This window comes from uncultured Hymenobacter sp. (assembly GCF_964242765.1).
Lineage (GTDB): Bacteria > Bacteroidota > Bacteroidia > Cytophagales > Hymenobacteraceae > Hymenobacter.
This window is the reverse complement of sequence record NZ_CAXTBM010000018.1, coordinates 47,507-62,970: the sequence shown is the minus strand read 5'-3', so window position 1 is coordinate 62,970 and position 15,464 is coordinate 47,507. Positions and strand designations below refer to the sequence as shown.

At 57.4% G+C, this 15,464-nt stretch carries 13 protein-coding genes; 7 read left to right on the top strand and 6 right to left on the bottom strand.

What is annotated here, in order from left to right:
• Positions 1 to 9: 9 nt before the first annotated feature.
• Together ACFE7X_RS09860 and ACFE7X_RS09855 are read right to left on the bottom strand one after the other, a co-directional pair.
• On the bottom strand, positions 10 to 732 hold the full coding sequence (locus ACFE7X_RS09860) for a hypothetical protein (protein ID WP_375435510.1): 723 nt from the start codon (positions 730 to 732) through the stop codon (positions 10 to 12).
• Positions 729 to 2,531: a S8 family serine peptidase gene (locus ACFE7X_RS09855; RefSeq protein ID WP_375435509.1), complete on the bottom strand. Its 1,803-nt coding sequence runs from the start codon at positions 2,529 to 2,531 to the stop codon at positions 729 to 731. Before ACFE7X_RS09855 ends, ACFE7X_RS09860 begins: the two co-directional genes overlap by 4 nt.
• A gap of 215 nt (positions 2,532 to 2,746) precedes the next feature.
• On the opposite strand from ACFE7X_RS09855, the gene ACFE7X_RS09850 reads away from it, so the two are divergent.
• Positions 2,747 to 3,574, top strand: coding sequence for an OmpA family protein (locus ACFE7X_RS09850; protein WP_375435508.1), 828 nt, complete (start codon positions 2,747 to 2,749; stop codon positions 3,572 to 3,574).
• A gap of 885 nt (positions 3,575 to 4,459) precedes the next feature.
• Positions 4,460 to 4,696 (top strand): hypothetical protein, encoded by a 237-nt coding sequence (locus tag ACFE7X_RS09845; protein ID WP_375435507.1) that lies wholly within the window; start codon positions 4,460 to 4,462, stop codon positions 4,694 to 4,696.
• Between the two features lie 150 nt (positions 4,697 to 4,846).
• Here ACFE7X_RS09845 and ACFE7X_RS09840 read toward each other — a convergent pair whose 3' ends face one another.
• The 3 genes from ACFE7X_RS09840 to ACFE7X_RS09830 all read right to left on the bottom strand — a co-directional run bounded on the left by ACFE7X_RS09840 (position 4,847) and on the right by ACFE7X_RS09830 (position 7,946).
• Positions 4,847 to 6,238 (bottom strand): M20/M25/M40 family metallo-hydrolase, encoded by a 1,392-nt coding sequence (locus ACFE7X_RS09840; RefSeq protein ID WP_375435506.1) that lies wholly within the window; start codon positions 6,236 to 6,238, stop codon positions 4,847 to 4,849.
• A 99-nt stretch (positions 6,239 to 6,337) separates the two neighbouring features.
• Positions 6,338 to 6,895, bottom strand: a complete 558-nt coding sequence (locus ACFE7X_RS09835) for a histidine phosphatase family protein (protein ID WP_375435505.1) — start codon at positions 6,893 to 6,895, stop codon at positions 6,338 to 6,340.
• A gap of 43 nt (positions 6,896 to 6,938) precedes the next feature.
• Positions 6,939 to 7,946 carry a DUF1028 domain-containing protein gene (locus ACFE7X_RS09830; protein ID WP_375435504.1) on the bottom strand — a complete coding sequence of 336 codons (1,008 nt, stop codon included), beginning with the start codon at positions 7,944 to 7,946 and terminating at the stop codon, positions 6,939 to 6,941.
• A 234-nt stretch (positions 7,947 to 8,180) separates the two neighbouring features.
• Here ACFE7X_RS09830 and ACFE7X_RS09825 point away from each other — a divergent pair, with 234 nt between their 5' ends.
• The 4 genes from ACFE7X_RS09825 (at position 8,181) to ACFE7X_RS09810 (ending at position 13,199) form a co-directional block, all read left to right on the top strand.
• The gene (locus tag ACFE7X_RS09825; RefSeq protein WP_375435503.1) at positions 8,181 to 9,347 is read left to right on the top strand and encodes an ABC transporter ATP-binding protein; all 1,167 of its coding nucleotides are present in this window, start codon (positions 8,181 to 8,183) and stop codon (positions 9,345 to 9,347) included.
• Positions 9,344 to 10,915, top strand: a complete 1,572-nt coding sequence (locus ACFE7X_RS09820) for an ABC transporter permease/substrate-binding protein (RefSeq protein WP_375435502.1) — start codon at positions 9,344 to 9,346, stop codon at positions 10,913 to 10,915. Before ACFE7X_RS09825 ends, ACFE7X_RS09820 begins: the two co-directional genes overlap by 4 nt.
• A gap of 85 nt (positions 10,916 to 11,000) precedes the next feature.
• Positions 11,001 to 11,687: a response regulator transcription factor gene (locus tag ACFE7X_RS09815; protein WP_375435501.1), complete on the top strand. Its 687-nt coding sequence runs from the start codon at positions 11,001 to 11,003 to the stop codon at positions 11,685 to 11,687.
• 138 nt (positions 11,688 to 11,825) lie between these two features.
• A complete protein-coding gene (locus ACFE7X_RS09810; RefSeq protein WP_375435500.1) occupies positions 11,826 to 13,199 on the top strand; it encodes a sensor histidine kinase in 1,374 nt (457 codons plus the stop codon).
• A gap of 446 nt (positions 13,200 to 13,645) precedes the next feature.
• On the opposite strand, the gene surE is transcribed toward ACFE7X_RS09810, so the two are convergent.
• On the bottom strand, positions 13,646 to 14,446 hold the full coding sequence (gene surE, locus ACFE7X_RS09805; protein WP_375435540.1) for a 5'/3'-nucleotidase SurE: 801 nt from the start codon (positions 14,444 to 14,446) through the stop codon (positions 13,646 to 13,648).
• A gap of 328 nt (positions 14,447 to 14,774) precedes the next feature.
• Between surE and ACFE7X_RS09800 the strand changes: the two genes are divergently transcribed.
• A complete protein-coding gene (locus ACFE7X_RS09800; RefSeq protein WP_375435499.1) occupies positions 14,775 to 15,437 on the top strand; it encodes a hypothetical protein in 663 nt (220 codons plus the stop codon).
• The last annotated feature ends 27 nt before the right edge of the window (positions 15,438 to 15,464 follow it).

Genomic DNA, 15,464 nt, shown 5'->3' with positions numbered 1-15,464 from the left:
ATTAAAATTTTAAAGCCATCCGAGCTCTACTCCTACCGTCCAGCGGGGCAACTCTGGATAGCTGGTTCGATAACTGGAAGTGAAAGTATCGGAGAGGCGGTAGCGTGCCACCGCCGCGCAACGGCCCGAGCCAAGCCGGGCACCGACGCCATAAGGCCAGCGCTCTAAATAAGGCAGCCCACGCTCCACTACTTGCACCTTCTTGGCGCCCGTACCGGGCCGATCTTCATACCGGTGGGCGGTACTCATCACCCAGCCGCCCCAACCCGTTAGGTCGAGGTACCGGCCCAGGACATTGCCGCGCTGCCCTACATTCAACCGCACAAAGCCTTCGAGTTGCCACTGCGCTGCCACCAACGACTCGCGGTGGTGCAACGCTGGCGTGGGCAGCAGCTTCTGACTGGTTTGGTCGAGCACGTATACCAGCCGCACAAACCGCAGGTCCACCCCTACACTCAGCGGCTCGCTCAACCGGAATTTGTTGCGCAGACCGAGCATCAACTCCGCTGAGTTGCCGTAGTGCAACTTGGCGCCGGCCGCAGCCCGCCCTATCACCGGCAAATAGCCCAGATAGAGGTGATTGAAGAATGCTCGATTCGGGCCGAAAGAAGTATAAACCGTATCGTTGGCTACTTCGGCGTGCAGCAGCACTCGCTGGGCATGCGCGGGCCCGCCGGCCAGCACCGGCAGCATCAACCACAAAGCCGCCGCTAGGTTCTTAAGAAAACTCATCGAATAGGGTAGCTATGCGTAGTGCCCTGGTAGAAAACCCGAACCACATCGCCGGGGCGCAACGTGCGGCGCGGGATGCGCAGGATAGCCCGCTGGCTGACTTCCATCACTTCGTAGCGCCGCAAGACACCTTGGGCGTCTGCTACGTGCCAATACAAATAGCCCGCGGCGGGTAGCGGCGGGAACCCCGGCGCCGCGGGCACGCTGGACGCCGCCGGACGCTGGATTTCAGGCTGCGTTGTTGGGCGAGCATCTTCGCGGCCGAGCGGGGCTACTCGTGCTGGTGCATTGTCGGCGCCCACTTTGGTGGAAATTGAGTCTACGTAAAGCGGGAGTTGCTGCCCCACGGCCGGCCGCTCCACCTCGGCGCGGATAACCACGGCCAGCGTACTATCCTGGAGCACAAAACTGACGGTTGGGTTTTGCTTTGGGCCTCCCTGCTCAGTTGAATTGCGCAGCACCGCGACGGCTTGTGGCACGCCGTAGCCGTGGGCATAGTCATAGTAAGGATACAAACTGGCCGACTGCTCGACTTTTGTGAACAGCGCCATCACGGGCAGCGTGCGTTGCAACTGCCAGGCGCAAGCGGCAAAACCAGCTACCAACGGCGACGCAAACGAAGTGCCATCGATGCGGGAGTAACCGCCGGGCGAGGCGGCCAATACCGTTCCGAAAGCGGCCACGTTGGGCTTTAGCCGGCGGCTGGCGGAAGGCCCATAGGCGCTGAAATCGAGATGCAAGCCGGTTTCCGGATTTATGCCTCCCACTGCCAGCACCGAATCGGCGTCGGCGGGGGTGCCGATGGTACGCCACTCCTCGTTGTCGCCGTCGTTGCCGGCGGCATTCACTACCAGTATTCCTTTTCGGGCGGCCAACTCGGCAGCGCGGGCCACCAGGCTGGTGCGGCCGTCCATGTCTTCGGGGAAGTAGCGGCGCGAAGTGTAACCCAACGACGAGTTGATAATGTCGGCGCCGTTGCGGTCGGCCCATTCCACGGCGGCTAGCCAATCCAGTTCCTCGGTATATACTTCCCGGTTCATGCGCTCGGTGCGAGCCAACAGATATTCGGCACCCGGCGCCAAGCCTAGCAGCGTACCGTCGGGCAGGCGGCCGGCCAAACACGAAAGCACCTCCAACCCATGCGTGCCGCCATGAAACACGTCGGACGTCTGGCGCACAAAATCATAGCTAGCCACCACCTTCTTTTCAGCGAAAAGCTGGCGAAAGGCCGGGTGCTGGTCGGCCCCGTTGAAACCCACATCGAAAATAGCAATGCGCAAACCGCGACCATCGAGCCCGGCCCGACGGAAAGCATCGGCCCCTAAAGTCCGGGTTTGCTGATGGGCCAGCTCGCGGTCGGCGGAACTAATGGGGGTCTTGTCTCCGGAACTGGCAACAGCAGCCAAAGGCGGGCGGTGGGCAGGCTGCAGCGCTACTTCCGGCAGTTCCAGTACTCGCCGCACACTGGGTAGTTTGGTAAGCGCGGCGGCCTGAGCGGCGGTGGCCCGGCAAGCCACTGCATTAAACCATCGACTCACGAAGAGCACCGTATCGGCGTGGGCTTGCACGGCGCACACGTAAGCTGGGCTAACCGGAAAATCGGTGGGGTCGGCGGCGGGCAGGTGCTGCCGCTGGCGCCGGGCCTGGGCCGCCGGGTGGAAATAGGTGGCCGGCTCGAACTCGACCCCGGCCTTGTCGCGCAGCTCCACCCAATAGCGGCGCGTGGGTGGTGGCCCGGCTGCCCGGCTCGTAGTGCCGAGGAGCAGGAGCAGCACTAAAACCTGAACGCGGGACAGCAAATACAACAAGGAAATAACTGGTCTAGGAATACAATCAGGACGACGGGGCAGTAGGGCAACACCCAAAAATGGCACCTGACAGCCTGAAAGAAGTGCTTGGCGTTGCGGCTCCAAAGCTAACGCAAAACAACCTCTCTTGGTCGTATTACCCGACAACTCAACCTTGCTCGAACCCGTTTTAAGCTCGACTCTTCTCCCACCTTTTTCTCATTTCTATGAATATACTGTCTGCCCGTTTGGCTTTGCTATCGGTGCTTAGCTCTGGTGCACTAGTACTCAGCGGTTGCAATGCCAAGGAAATTGCGGCGCTGCAACAACAGAATGCCACTCTTATTTCTTCCCGCGACCAGTTACAGGCGCAAAAAACAGCGTTGGAGCAAGAGAAAACACGCAATGAAGAAGCTTTACGAGCTAGCTTGCTGAATAAGAATCAACAAGTAAATCAGTTAAACGACAACCTCAGCGGGGCCGAGCAAGCCAACACCGCCCTCACCGCCGATTTGCGCTCGAAAGAGCAGCGTATTGCCGAGATGCAGCGCATTCTGGACCAGAAAGACGCCGCCGTGAAGGCCCTGCGCCAGAAAGTAGGCGACGCGCTGCTAGGTTTTAACTCGCAGGACTTGCAAGTGAATGTGAAGAATGGGAAAGTGTACGTTTCCCTCTCCGAGCAACTACTCTTTAAATCAGGCTCCACCAAAGTCGACCCGAAAGGCCAGGAAGCGCTGAAGAAGTTAGCTACTGCCCTGCAAGGCAACAAAGACGTGAATGTGGTGGTTGAAGGGCACACCGACAACGTACCCATTGCCAGAGGTACCGCCGGTATGCGCGACAACTGGGATTTGAGTGTATTGCGAGCCACTGAAATCACTCGCTTGCTTACCATTAATGGTTTACCAGCCAGCCAGGTAACGCCTTCGGGCCGCGCGGAGTACGTACCCATTGCCGAGAACAATACGCCCGCAAACAAAGCTTTGAACCGGCGCACCGAAATTATTCTAACGCCTAAGCTCGACGAATTATTTCAGATTTTGGAAGCCAACTAATTACAGTTCACTCCTTTCTATTTGCCTTGCAACAATGACTTTCCACTACGGGAAAGTCATTGTTATGTAATAGCATTCGTTGATCAGAGAAAAGTATGTGCTATAGGAAAGTTCACTCACGCCTAGTTAATTACTTACCTAGTAAGTGATGCAAGAGTATACTGGCAAATTGTAAAAGCACTTAACGGAATTTTGTTCAGCGGAGCAATAACGCTTAATATCTATAAACCCTTATACACAGCTGCGTCCTCACTGTTCTTGCACCGCGTCTCGGCAACGGGAGCACCGCGCAAAAATCGAATATCCAAACAAACGTTAATGGTGGATTCGACCGAAAATTATCTAATATACTAATGATTGCTATTACCCCTTTTGCTTAGCTCATTACGTGTTAATACATGCTTCTTGCATGAGAGATAGTTGCGGCACGGAGCAGTTAAATCCAAGGGGATAAGCTATTAATGACGTGTTATCAATACCTTGATTGTTGCCCACATGCCTGATTCTTCTTTCGTGGGCTATAGTTGAATTTTGATTGAAGTATTAGCTTAAGTTACAATAAAACAAGTGAGCAATGATCCTACGAAACTTCTGTAGAATACTTTCTATAGTTGAGTTTTCTAGAAAGTAGGTATAAGCTGTATGGAGGCTATATGCCTTAAATATGCTTCTTGAGGCTGTCGGGTTACTAATATGCTCTGTATTCGTTGTTTGCATCAGTGAATAAAACATGAAAATATTTTCCTCAACAATCAGAATTCAATTGCAGTAAATAGATAACCAGAACGCTTTTTCCCCGTTGTAGTTAAAAACTATTTGATATAAATAGTTTTTAGTTCAACTTTGAGCGATAGTTCATATTTACTCAACCTAAATTTCCAGCTCATGGCTACTCCCGACCTCAGCAAACTACAGCAAATTCTGGCCAGCGCCGAAGATAATGAAGCGGTGCTCAATCAGATTCGCAAAAACATGACCAAAGTAACCGAATTGATTACGGAAATCAGCACGATGTTGGAGCCCGGCTTTACAGTTGAGAAAAAAGAGCGTAAGCCTCGTGCCGTAAGCAGCACTGGCAAGCGCCCAGGCCGCCCGAAGAAAGAAGCAGCTTCAGCTGAATAGCTGTTAAATAATAAAGTAAAAAGCCACCTGCAAATATTTGCAGGTGGCTTTTTACTTTATTATCTATCCGAAGTAAGTTAATTGAAATAGGCAGATCAATAGGAAGTTTGTTTCAGCAATTATCTTAAACTGTACTCCTTGTCGGCGCTATTACAAACCGTATTTGCTGATTAGATAAATAAGCCCTGCCATGCTGGCGCCTCCTAATTCCAACTCGCGCCGATTCACTTTATCGAACGTGTCGGCGGCGGTATGGTGAATATCAAAATAGCGCTGGTCGTCGCAATTGTAGCCGATGAGGGCTTTCACTTGGTCTTTTAGCGGGCCAATGTCGGTGCCGCCGTGGCCAGGTTCGAATTCACCACTCTTATACGGTACAAACAGAGGCTGCCACTGCTGCATTTTCTTCACAGTGGCCGGATCGGCTTCGATGCTGAAGCCGCGGGGCGTGAAACCTCCCCCATCCGATTCCATAGCGACGACATGCTGTTCCTGGGCGGTTTTGGCTAGCTCGGCGTACTTGTTGCCACCACGCGTGCCGTTTTCCTCGTTCATGAACAGTACCGCCCGAACGGTACGCTCGGGGCGCAGACCGGTGGCTTTGAGCAGCCGTAGCACTTCCATACTTTGCACGCAGCCGGTGCCATCGTCGTGGGCGCCCTGGGCGAGGTCCCACGAATCGAGGTGCCCCCCCACGGTGATAATCTCAGCGGGGTATTTTGAGCCTTTGATTTCGCCTACCACGTTGTAGCTTTTCACCTCAGGTAGAGTTTGGCAAGCCATTTCCAGCTCCACCGTCAGGTCGGAATCCACTTTAAGGAGTTGGCTGAGCTGGTCGGCGCCGTTGGTGCTGAGGGCGGCGCCAGGCACTTTAGCTACGTTGTCTTCGTAGCGCATGGTGCCGGTGTGGGGCAGGTCGTCGTGGGCTAGGCTGAGGCTGCGCACGAGGGCACCCACAGCTCCACGCTTAGCGGCTTCGGAAGCTCCAATCCGGCGCTGGTCGCCGGCTTCGCCGTAGGCGCGGCCGGTTTCCACGTAGGTGGCGTTCATGGGGCGATTAAAGAACACGAATTTGCCTTTCACTTTTTCGGCGGGCAGTGCGGCTAGCTCGGCCATGCTTTTCACTTCCACCACTTGCGCTTTCAGCTTGCCATTTGTCCCGACGGAACCCCCAAGGGCACACACTGACAGCGCCACGCCCTTGCCTTTGGCCGGCTTGATCTCGGCTTTTTCCTTGGCACCCCGCACCCAATGCGGCACCATCACTTCCTGCAAGTACACCCGGTCTACTCCCAATTTCTCCATGGCCAACTTGCCCCATTGCACCGCTTGCTCGGCCTGGGGCGAGCCGCTTAGGCGCCCTCCAACCTTGGTGCACAACTCGCGCAGATTCTCGTAGCTCTGCCCGCGCAACAGTGCCTCGTCGTAGATTTTGCGGATGGCTAGCGAATCAATTTTAGTGGTGCTTTGAGCTGCGGCTGGCGCGCTAACAGCTAGCGTGAAGGCACCAGCAAACAGTAAACGAGAAAAGGAAATCAGCATGAAGAAAGAGAAGTTGAAAACAAAACAACAGTTGTGTAGCAACTGCCAACAGCGCTAAAGTAGCACGAAGCCCGCGGCAAGTTGCAGCATCGACGGGTATTAACGGCCGGCACTTGACCCGCCGTAGCGCCGTGCCACGGCCGTAGCAGCTTGCGTGGAGTCGCGGGGAAGCTTCACTTCCAGCAAGTAGTCATATTCATTGTCGCCGATGGTGGGCACTGGGCGGGGCGCACCGAAAGCTTCGGCAGTTTCGAGGATGGTGTTGGAATGGCCGACAACAAGAACCGTTTCACCCGGATAGCTCTGCCGGATACGGCGGGCCAGGGCGGGCAATTGCTTGGGGTCATAGTCTTGGATAGGCAGCTTCAGGACCTGCGCCAGTGGTTCGGCGGTGGTGCGGGTGCGGCTAGTAGCAGTGCTGAAAACGGCTGCCCAGGGCTTCCGCCGAAGCAGCGTGTCGCGCAACGCCAAGGCCCGCTGCTGGCCTTCGGGGGTTAAAGACGGATCGGGCAAGTTAGGGGTGAGGTCTTTCTCGGCGTGACGCACTATATAGATAGTGGTGGGCTGGTTGGCGGCACCAGAACGGCGGGTAGCACATTGCGTGGTAAGCGCCAGCAAGGGCCAAAGCAACAGGTGGAGGAAAGCGAGGCGGCTCATGGATTCTTGATTTTAACGGCTAAGTCTTCAAGCTGAAACGATGCTATTGCAACGCCAGAATCTGTTTTAACTCAGCGTCGCTCACGGTTAGCAGCCCTACTTTGGGTAGACGCTGGGTGAGGGTGCGCCAGTTGGGATCTTGCTTGAAAATGGGCTGGAGCATTTTGAGGGCCGCTGGTACTTGCTGCTTGTTGGCGAGGCTGATGGCGTGCCAATACTTCATTTCCAGGTTGTCGGGGAACTGCTTTTCGGCGGCTTGGTATTCGCGAATGGCGCCGGGAACGTCGTTTTTTTCCACGGCCAAGTCACCGGCATTCATGTGCTCGTAGGCGCGGTGCAAGCGCAGCAGGCGAGCCAGTTCTTTGAGAGGTTCGGCGCTGTCATCTACCCGCAGGTCGAGGAGGCGGTCGGTCCAGGGGGCATCGGTAGCTTTGCCGCGCACAATCAATATCGCGGCCGATTGCCGGCCCCGAATGTCGCCGCCGGCCGCTTGGGCGGCTTCCAGGGTGGCTACTACGCGCTCCGCGAAGGGGAGTTTGGCGTTCTGCTCGTAGGCTTTGGCCATAGCCGCGGGCACCGTGTTGTTGAGCATCATGTTGGCTTGTACCGAAAACTGGTTGCCTTGCTGCTGACCAGCCATGTCGATGCACTTGCTGCCCGTGTGCGTTGCTACGCGGCCTTGCGCGTCGAGAATGGCTACCTGACGGACGTCGCGGCCATCATCGGTGCGCAGGAGTTCATCGAGAGTTTGCTGGGCGGTTTTACCACTCTTCAGCAACGCCAGCCCGCGCATTCCAAACGACTTATTGGTGAACGATTGGGTGGCCACCACCCCCACGCCGGCCTCGCCCCAACTCACGGACGTTCCCACCGAAAACCAATGGCTTTGCACGGCCACGGCCATGTCGCCGGTTTGCGGGTCGCGGGCTACAATGGAAAAGGTGTGGGCCAGCGGGTCGGAAGCGCGGTACACCTGGGCTGCGGCGCGGTGCGCGAAACCGGGTAGCAAGGTTATTAAAAGAAAAAGCAGTAGTAGCGGTTTGCGGTTCATAGGAAGCTTGGTATGGAATGCGGCTCAAGATACACGCTGGCAGCTTTCCAGCGCATTCCGTTAGCTGTAGCGCGAGGCCTGCGCTTCGCGTATCGGGGCACAACCGGAACCGCCCCCTCGCAACAACACCGTTCAGCGACACGCGAAGTGCAGGCTTCGCGCTACAACCTTTGGCATCCAACGCAAGCCGACGCTTAAGCTACATTTTTTACCTTACTGCCTCTCCCCTATTGTATGTCTGATTCTGAACCCATCATCCGGGTCCGCGGCCTGAGCAAGCACTACGGGCCGCACGCCGTGGTGCAAGACGTGTCGTTCGACCTGAGGGCCGGCGAAACGCTGGTGTTGCTAGGCCCGAGTGGCTGCGGCAAAACGACGTTGCTCAAGACCCTCAACCGACTAGTGGAGCCCGACGCCGGTACGGTGGAAGTACAGGGCCAGGACGTACGCGCCCAACGCCCCGAAGAATTACGGCGCGGCATCGGCTACGTTATTCAGCAAGTAGGGCTGCTGCCACACCTTACCGTGGCCGAGAATGTGGCCGTCGTACCGAAACTACTAGGCCACCCCGCAGCCCAAGTAGCTGCCCGAACCGAGGCCCTGTTGACGCGCCTGCACCTGCCACCCGCCCGCTACGCCAACCAGTATCCGGGGCAGCTTTCGGGGGGGCAGCAGCAACGAGTGGGACTGGCCCGCGCCCTGGCCGCCGACCCGCCCATCGTGCTGCTCGATGAACCCTTCGGTGCCCTCGACCCCATCACCCGCGCCGGCATCCGGCGCGAGTTTCAAGAGCTAGATGAACTGCGCCAGAAAACCATAGTGCTCGTCACCCACGACGTGACCGAAGCCTTCGAGCTAGCCGACCGCATTATGCTGCTTGCTAGTGGCCGGGTGCAGCAGCTAGGTACGCCGCGGGAGTTGCTGTTTCAACCCGCCAATGATTTCGTCCGGAGCTTCTTCGAAGCTGAGCGGCTGACGTTGCAACTGCGTACTTTGCGCCTCGACGACTTGCTTGAAGATTTAGTTGAATCAGCAGACTACAAAGCTATACCTAGCTCACTATCAGAGCTAAATACCATCAGCAGTGATGTTACAGTTCAAGAAGCTTTGGAGCTATTGAGTGCGCCGCTAGCTAACGTCAGCACGGCCGCTATTCAGCAAAAGACAGCAGCTTCTGTTCCGCTCTCGGAAGGCGAAGTGCTTCCTCTTCGGCACGTTTCGGGTAGGCCTTCTTCCTCGTCGATGTTATGGGTCCGGCCGCTGGCAAGTGACGCCGCAAAGCCTTTCAATCAAGCAACCAACAGCCCAGAAATAGTAGCCGACAACGCACTGATTCCCGTCACACTACCCGCGCTGATGGCGGCATTTGGGCAAACAGTGCAACGCCTCCAACGCCCATGAACACGCTGCACGAACTGCTTGCTTTTTGGCAACTGCAAGCTAGCAAACTAGGCCAGCAAACGGTGCAGCACATCGGCCTCACGGCCGCTTCCTTGCTGCTCGGCGTGGCCGTAGGCGTACCGCTAGGGTTGCTGCTTACGCGTCGGCCGCGGCTAGCGCCCTGGGTGCTGGGTGTGGCCGGCGTGCTCCAAACTATCCCGAGTATTGCGCTGCTCGGATTCCTGATTCCGGCCATGGGCATCGGACCGGTGCCGGCCATCTTTGCGCTGTTTCTGTACGCCTTGTTGCCTATTGTGCGCAACACCGTAACCGGCATTCGGGGGGTGGATGCGGGCGTGGTGGAAGCGGCTCGCGGCTTGGGCTTCACCGATGGGCAACTACTACGGCGCGTGGAATTGCCGCTGGCGCTGCCAGTACTTTTGGCCGGAATTCGCACGGCGGCCGTCATCAACGTGGGCGTTGCGACCCTGGCGGCCTACGTAGCCGCGGGCGGGCTCGGCGAGTTCATCTTTGGCGGTATTGCCCTCAACAATCCGGTTATGATTCTGGCCGGGGCCATTCCGGCGGCGGTTTTGGCTTTGGTGTTTGACGCGGCGCTGGGCGGGGTTCAACGCCTGGCGAGCCGCAAGCGGCGCAGCGTTGGCCTTGGGGTGGTGTTGGCGTTGCCCCTGCTGGCTACGCTCTACCTGCTGCCGCGCGCTACGGGCCGCCTGCAAGCCGGCTTCAGTCCCGAGTTTGTGGGGCGGGCCGATGGGCTGCCCGGTCTCACGCGTACCTACGGCCTGCGCCGCCTGCCGAGCGTGGTGCTGGCTCCTGCCTTGGTTTACGAGGCCGCTCGCAACGCCAACGTCGATGTTATTGATGGCTATTCCACCGACGGGCGTATCAAAGCCTACAATTTGCAGGTGCTGCACGACGACCGGCGCGTATTTCCGCCCTACTACGCGGCCCCCGTGGTGCGCCCTGGTCTGCTTAGCGCGCACCCGGAACTGCGGGCGGTGTTCAGTAAGCTTGCCGGGCAGCTTTCCGATTCGGTGATGACCGAGCTTAACTACCACGTCGACTACCTGCACGAGGAGCCGAAGGCTGTGGCCCTAAACTTTCTGCGTCGTCGGGGTTTGTGGCGCACGCCTCGCCCGTTGCCGGCCGGCGCGGCTACCGTGAAGCTGGGCTCGAAGATTTTCGCCGAGCAGTATATTCTGGCCGAAATGTACGCCGGCCTCATTCGGGGCTACACCGACCTCGATGTGCAAACTAAAACCGGCCTGGGGGGCACCACCATCTGCTTCGAAGCTCTGCGCAGTGGGGCCATCGACATGTATCCCGAGTATACCGGCACGGGGCTTCTGGTACTGCTGCAACCTACGCCCGCCGTTGTAGACTCGCTGGGCGGCGACGCTGGCGCCGTGCTGCGTTACGTGCGCGCCGGGTTTCAGCGCCGCTACGGGCTTGAATGGCTGGCACCGCTGGGCTTCAACAACACGTATGCCTTGCTGATGCGTCGCCAACAAGCCACGCAGCTAGGAATTACTTCTATCTCCGACCTGGGCGCGTATTTGCGGCAATAGCGTTATCCAACTACTGCATTCCCTTGAATCTTCATCTACTTTTCACTTCCGCTATAAGAACCTTGTGCTTTAATCCTGATTTCCTATGCACGTCCTGATTGTAGAAGACGAGAAAAGCCTGCACGAGGAAGTGCGGCAGTTTCTGCTTGAATCCCAATACCTCGTTGATTCGGCCCACACCTACGGGGAAGCTTCCGAGAAAATATTTGTCAATAGCTACGATTTCGTTCTGCTTGACCTCGGTTTGCCCGGCGGCGACGGTCTGGACCTGCTGCGCGAAGCGCGCCGCAACGAGCAGCAGGAAGCCTCCTTTATTATCCTGACTGCTCGCGGCGCCCTCGACGACCGTATCAAGGGCCTCGACCTGGGTGCCGACGACTACCTGCCCAAGCCGTTCTCGCTGCTGGAGTTGCAAAGCCGGATGCAGGCCATCATGCGCCGTAAGTTTGGGTTGAAGCGGCAGGAAATCACCTTTGGTTCCGGGTTTATGATGGATGTACCGGGCCGGGTGCTACGCCAGGGCAACCAGGAAGTGCCCCTCACCAAAAAAGAGTTTGATTTACTGCACTACTTGGTGCTGCACAAAAACCGCGTGCTTACGCGCCTGCAACTTGGAGAGCACCTGTGGGGCAACGTGTTAGAGGATGACTCCGACTCCAATTACATTGATGTGCACATCAAAAACGTCCGCAAAAAGCTCAGCGCCTTCGCCCCCACCGACTTTCTAGAAACTGTGCGCGGTATTGGCTACCGAGTCACGGATAGCAATTAAAAAGTGTGCATTGCGACTTAAAAATTACCGGCGAGTAGTTTCCGCTTACGCCTTTCGTCTGATGTGCTGCCTTTAAAAACAACAGCTTTGCACAGGCCTACTCCACCCATTTTTAATGCGTAATTCCCATTTGACTTCATGCGCTTAGAAGCCAAGCTCGCTCTTTTCAATGCCCTGTCGAAGGTGCTGCTGGTGCTGCTGGGAGTGGCCCTCATTCCGGCCATTGTAAGCCGGGTGGCCGTGTCGCACACCGACCAGCGGCTGCATGAAAAGAAGCGAGAAGTCCTCGACCTGATTCAACGGGACGGGCTAGTAGCGTTTGTGCGGCAAGAGAAAAACGAGGCGTACGCCGACTACAATATTCTCAAGCAAGAGTACATCAGCCTGACCCCGGAAAGCGGCCCGGCGCTACCGAAACCGGAAGAGCTGATTTTCAACGAGCAACGGCAAGTAGACGACGAAGTAGAGGACTTCCGCATTCTAGGCTACCGATTCACGGCCAACGGGCGGCCGTACCGGCTGGAAATTGGCTCGTCGTTGGCTACGGTGGAACTCCTAGAAGACACCTTGCGGCGGTTGGCGCTGTGGGTGCTGGTGATTGGGGCGGCTCTGACGGTCGTTACCGATGCCGCGTTTGCGCGGTTTCTGCTGCGGCCTCTGGGGCAGCTTATTTCCAGCAAACTGCGCGACGTCCGCCACCCTTCCGCCTTCTCTTTCGCGCCCATTCCAACGACTACCACCGACTTTCGCCAGCTCGACGACAGCCTCAACGAGATGATGCACCAGATGCAGTCGGCATTCGAGAAAGAGCGTGAGTTCATGAGCAACGTATCGCACGAACTGCTGACGCCGGTGAGCATTCTGCAAACCCGCTTCGAGAATATGCTCCAGGACCCGGAGCTAGGCCACGCCCATTCGCTGAAGCTAGTGGAGTCGCAGAAGACGTTGTACCGGCTGCGCAACACGGTGAAGACGTTGCTGCTCATTGCCAACATCGAAAACGAGCAGTACCTGCGGGAAGAATCGGTGAGTTTGGCTGCTGTGGTGGCCGAGGTAACCAACGAGTTGGAAGACCGGCTAGCCCAGCGGGAGTTGCACTTGCGGGCGCTGCTGGACCCCGATTTTGTGCTGCCCCGCGCCAATCAAACCTTGCTTTTCACGTTGATTTTCAACTTGCTCAGCAATGCCATCAAGTACAACCGCTGGAACGGCAGCATCACCGTTACGGGTCAGTTGCAACCCAATGGCAGCTACCGCCTAGCCGTATCCGACACCGGCCCCGGCATCGCGCCCGAGAATCTGCCCCACCTCTTCGACCGGTTCCGGCGCTTTCAAGCCAGCGGCCCCGCCTCGCCAGAGGGCTTCGGCCTCGGCCTGCCCATCGCGCAGACCATTGCCACCTTTCACGGCGCTACCCTCACGGCCACTTCGGAAGTAGGCAAAGGCACCTCTTTCGCGCTAGAATTTCAGCCGCTCTCCAAACCCATACCAAGCAGCTCAGAGGCACACTGAATCAACACCTTACGCTTTACGGCACTGCACGCAGAAAGAACCGCTGTTCGCGTGGGTTGGTACGAAAGGCCTCACCTAGTCTTCATGGTTGCAGTGCCAACTTTAAGGACTTGTTCCTTGGCTCCCACCAATTATGAAAACTTCAGCTCTTTCCAACTTACGAGTTCCTATCCTTGCGCTTTTGCTGCTCCTGAGCCTGCTATTGGTACTGGTTTTTTCACCTAGTCCGCTGCAAGTAAAAAAAACGTCAACGCTGGCGCACAACGCCCCGCTAGTAGTCCGTCACTCTCCCGTTCCCATTCTGCACCGTGTTAGTGGTGTCCATCATCACCCCCCACGCCCCTAGCACATTGGCGTTTTGCAAAAAGCCCATCTGAAGTTATTCAGATGGGCTTTTTTTATAAAGGTATGGGGCTTGTCGGCTAGCTAGTTCTCGCTACGTCCACCTAGCCTAACCCCTCCGCTGATTCGCCGGGGCCAGGAGTGGCGCTGCCAATTAAGGGCGCGGGAGCCTCCTTGGTTGTGGTGGAGGGCGTGTTGAGTTGCCAGTTGGTGTTCATGAGCTTCAGGGCGTAGGTGGCCGTGAGGTCGTACTGGCAGGGCACGATGGAAATGTAGTTGTTGGCCAGGGCCCACTCGTCGGTGTCGGTGCCTTGGTCGAGGTTGACGAACTCGCCGATCAGCCAGAAATACTGGCGCTTGTGAGGGTCGTGGCGGATGTCAAACTCTTCCTGCCACTTGGCATTTGCCTGACGACACAGGCGCACGCCAGCAATGGGCGTGGCGGAATTGCGGGGGATATTTACGTTGAGGGCAGTGCCGGGTGGGATGCCATTTTGCAGGGCCTGGCGCGCTATCATCTCTATCCAGTCGCCGGTATGGGAGAAATCGGCGTCGTGGCCGTACTCACAGAGTGAGAAGCCGATAGCCGGCAATCCTTCAATGGCTGCTTCAATAGCGGCCGACATGGTACCGGAGTACAGCACGTTCACCGACGAGTTGGAGCCGTGGTTGATGCCCGACACCACGAGGTCGGGTTTGCGTTCCTTCAAGACGTGGTTCTTGGCCAGCTTCACGCAGTCGGCGGGGGTGCCGCTGCACTCGTAGGCTTCGATGCCGTCGAAGATGGTGCTGGAATCGAGACGCAGCGGGTGGCCGATGGTAATGGCGTGGCCCATGCCCGACTGCGGCGAATTGGGCGCTACTACCACCACTTCGCCGATGCGCCGCATTACGCGCACCAGCATGGCAATGCCGGGGGCCGTAATACCGTCGTCGTTGGAAATCAGAATCAAGGGTTTTTCAGCTTCAGCAGACACAGGCAGCAGGGATTAAAAACAACAGACGCAAAACCACGCTTGGCTAGCGCAACACCAGCCCAGTGCGGTAAAGGTACGTGCGGTGAGAGGTTGAGTTAGTGAAATTAGTGAAATGGTGAGTTTGTGAATTTGTGATGCAGAGCCAGCCTCCAAGTAAGCTCTTTGTCAAAGCCTTGATTGCCTTAAATCATCATTCCTTGAACGCCAGAGGCGTTGGGCGCGTAAGCATCGGCACTGCCACTTAACGTTCTGTTCCATGTCTACTTTTCGTCTTCTGTTGTGGCCCGCTGGCGTGGCGCTGCTGGCCCTGCAACTCAGTGCTTGCGGTTCCTCCGGAAACAGCGCTTCTTCCAGCGGCGACGTTCCCTTCGCCGGCGATTCTCGTGCCAGTGACCCCAATGCTGCCGCCGAGCGGTTGGCCGCCAATCCCAACGTGCCCGACTCGTTGCACCTGCTTAGCCCCGGCCGGGCGGGCCGCCTGCGCCTCAACATGACCGAAAAGGAATTGCTCCGCCGCGTGCCAGCTACCCAGCTCAAGCGCACCACCTACCAGGATCAGAGCCAGACCTACCCAGCCTACGAAATGCTGGATGCGCAGAAGCCCGATGCCCCGGCTACCGTCCTGCATATGCGCCCCGATTCGAGGGGTACGGTCCGCCTGCGCCGCATCCGCATCTACGACCCGCAGTACCGCACTGCCGAAGGTATTGGCGTCGGCTCGCCCTTCGGGGCGGCCCGCCAAACCATGGGCTTAACGCGGGTACGCAACACGCCCGCCGGGTTTGCGGGCGTATCGGATCTAGTGAGTATGGCGTGGGTAATCGACCCGAATTCCCTTCCCGATAAGCACCCCGAGGATATGAATTCGGCGGATATTCCGCCGGCCGCGCGCATTACGGGGGTGCTGCTCTACCAGTAAGTGGCAACATAGTGGAATAGCAGTAGA

Bases quoted from the DNA above. Each gene is read 5' to 3' on its own strand.
- ACFE7X_RS09830 (WP_375435504.1), bottom strand. From the start codon at position 7,946: ATGAACCGCAAACCGCTACTACTGCTTTTTCTTTTAATAACCTTGCTA.
- ACFE7X_RS09835 (WP_375435505.1), bottom strand. From the start codon at position 6,895: ATGAGCCGCCTCGCTTTCCTCCACCTGTTGCTTTGGCCCTTGCTGGCG.
- surE (WP_375435540.1), bottom strand. From the start codon at position 14,446: ATGCTGGTGCGCGTAATGCGGCGCATCGGCGAAGTGGTGGTAGTAGCG.
- ACFE7X_RS09825 (WP_375435503.1), top strand. From the start codon at position 8,181: ATGTCTGATTCTGAACCCATCATCCGGGTCCGCGGCCTGAGCAAGCAC.
- ACFE7X_RS09815 (WP_375435501.1), top strand. From the start codon at position 11,001: ATGCACGTCCTGATTGTAGAAGACGAGAAAAGCCTGCACGAGGAAGTG.
- ACFE7X_RS09800 (WP_375435499.1), top strand. From the start codon at position 14,775: ATGTCTACTTTTCGTCTTCTGTTGTGGCCCGCTGGCGTGGCGCTGCTG.
- ACFE7X_RS09810 (WP_375435500.1), top strand. From the start codon at position 11,826: ATGCGCTTAGAAGCCAAGCTCGCTCTTTTCAATGCCCTGTCGAAGGTG.
- ACFE7X_RS09860 (WP_375435510.1), bottom strand. From the start codon at position 732: ATGAGTTTTCTTAAGAACCTAGCGGCGGCTTTGTGGTTGATGCTGCCG.
- ACFE7X_RS09845 (WP_375435507.1), top strand. From the start codon at position 4,460: ATGGCTACTCCCGACCTCAGCAAACTACAGCAAATTCTGGCCAGCGCC.
- ACFE7X_RS09820 (WP_375435502.1), top strand. From the start codon at position 9,344: ATGAACACGCTGCACGAACTGCTTGCTTTTTGGCAACTGCAAGCTAGC.
- ACFE7X_RS09850 (WP_375435508.1), top strand. From the start codon at position 2,747: ATGAATATACTGTCTGCCCGTTTGGCTTTGCTATCGGTGCTTAGCTCT.
- ACFE7X_RS09840 (WP_375435506.1), bottom strand. From the start codon at position 6,238: ATGCTGATTTCCTTTTCTCGTTTACTGTTTGCTGGTGCCTTCACGCTA.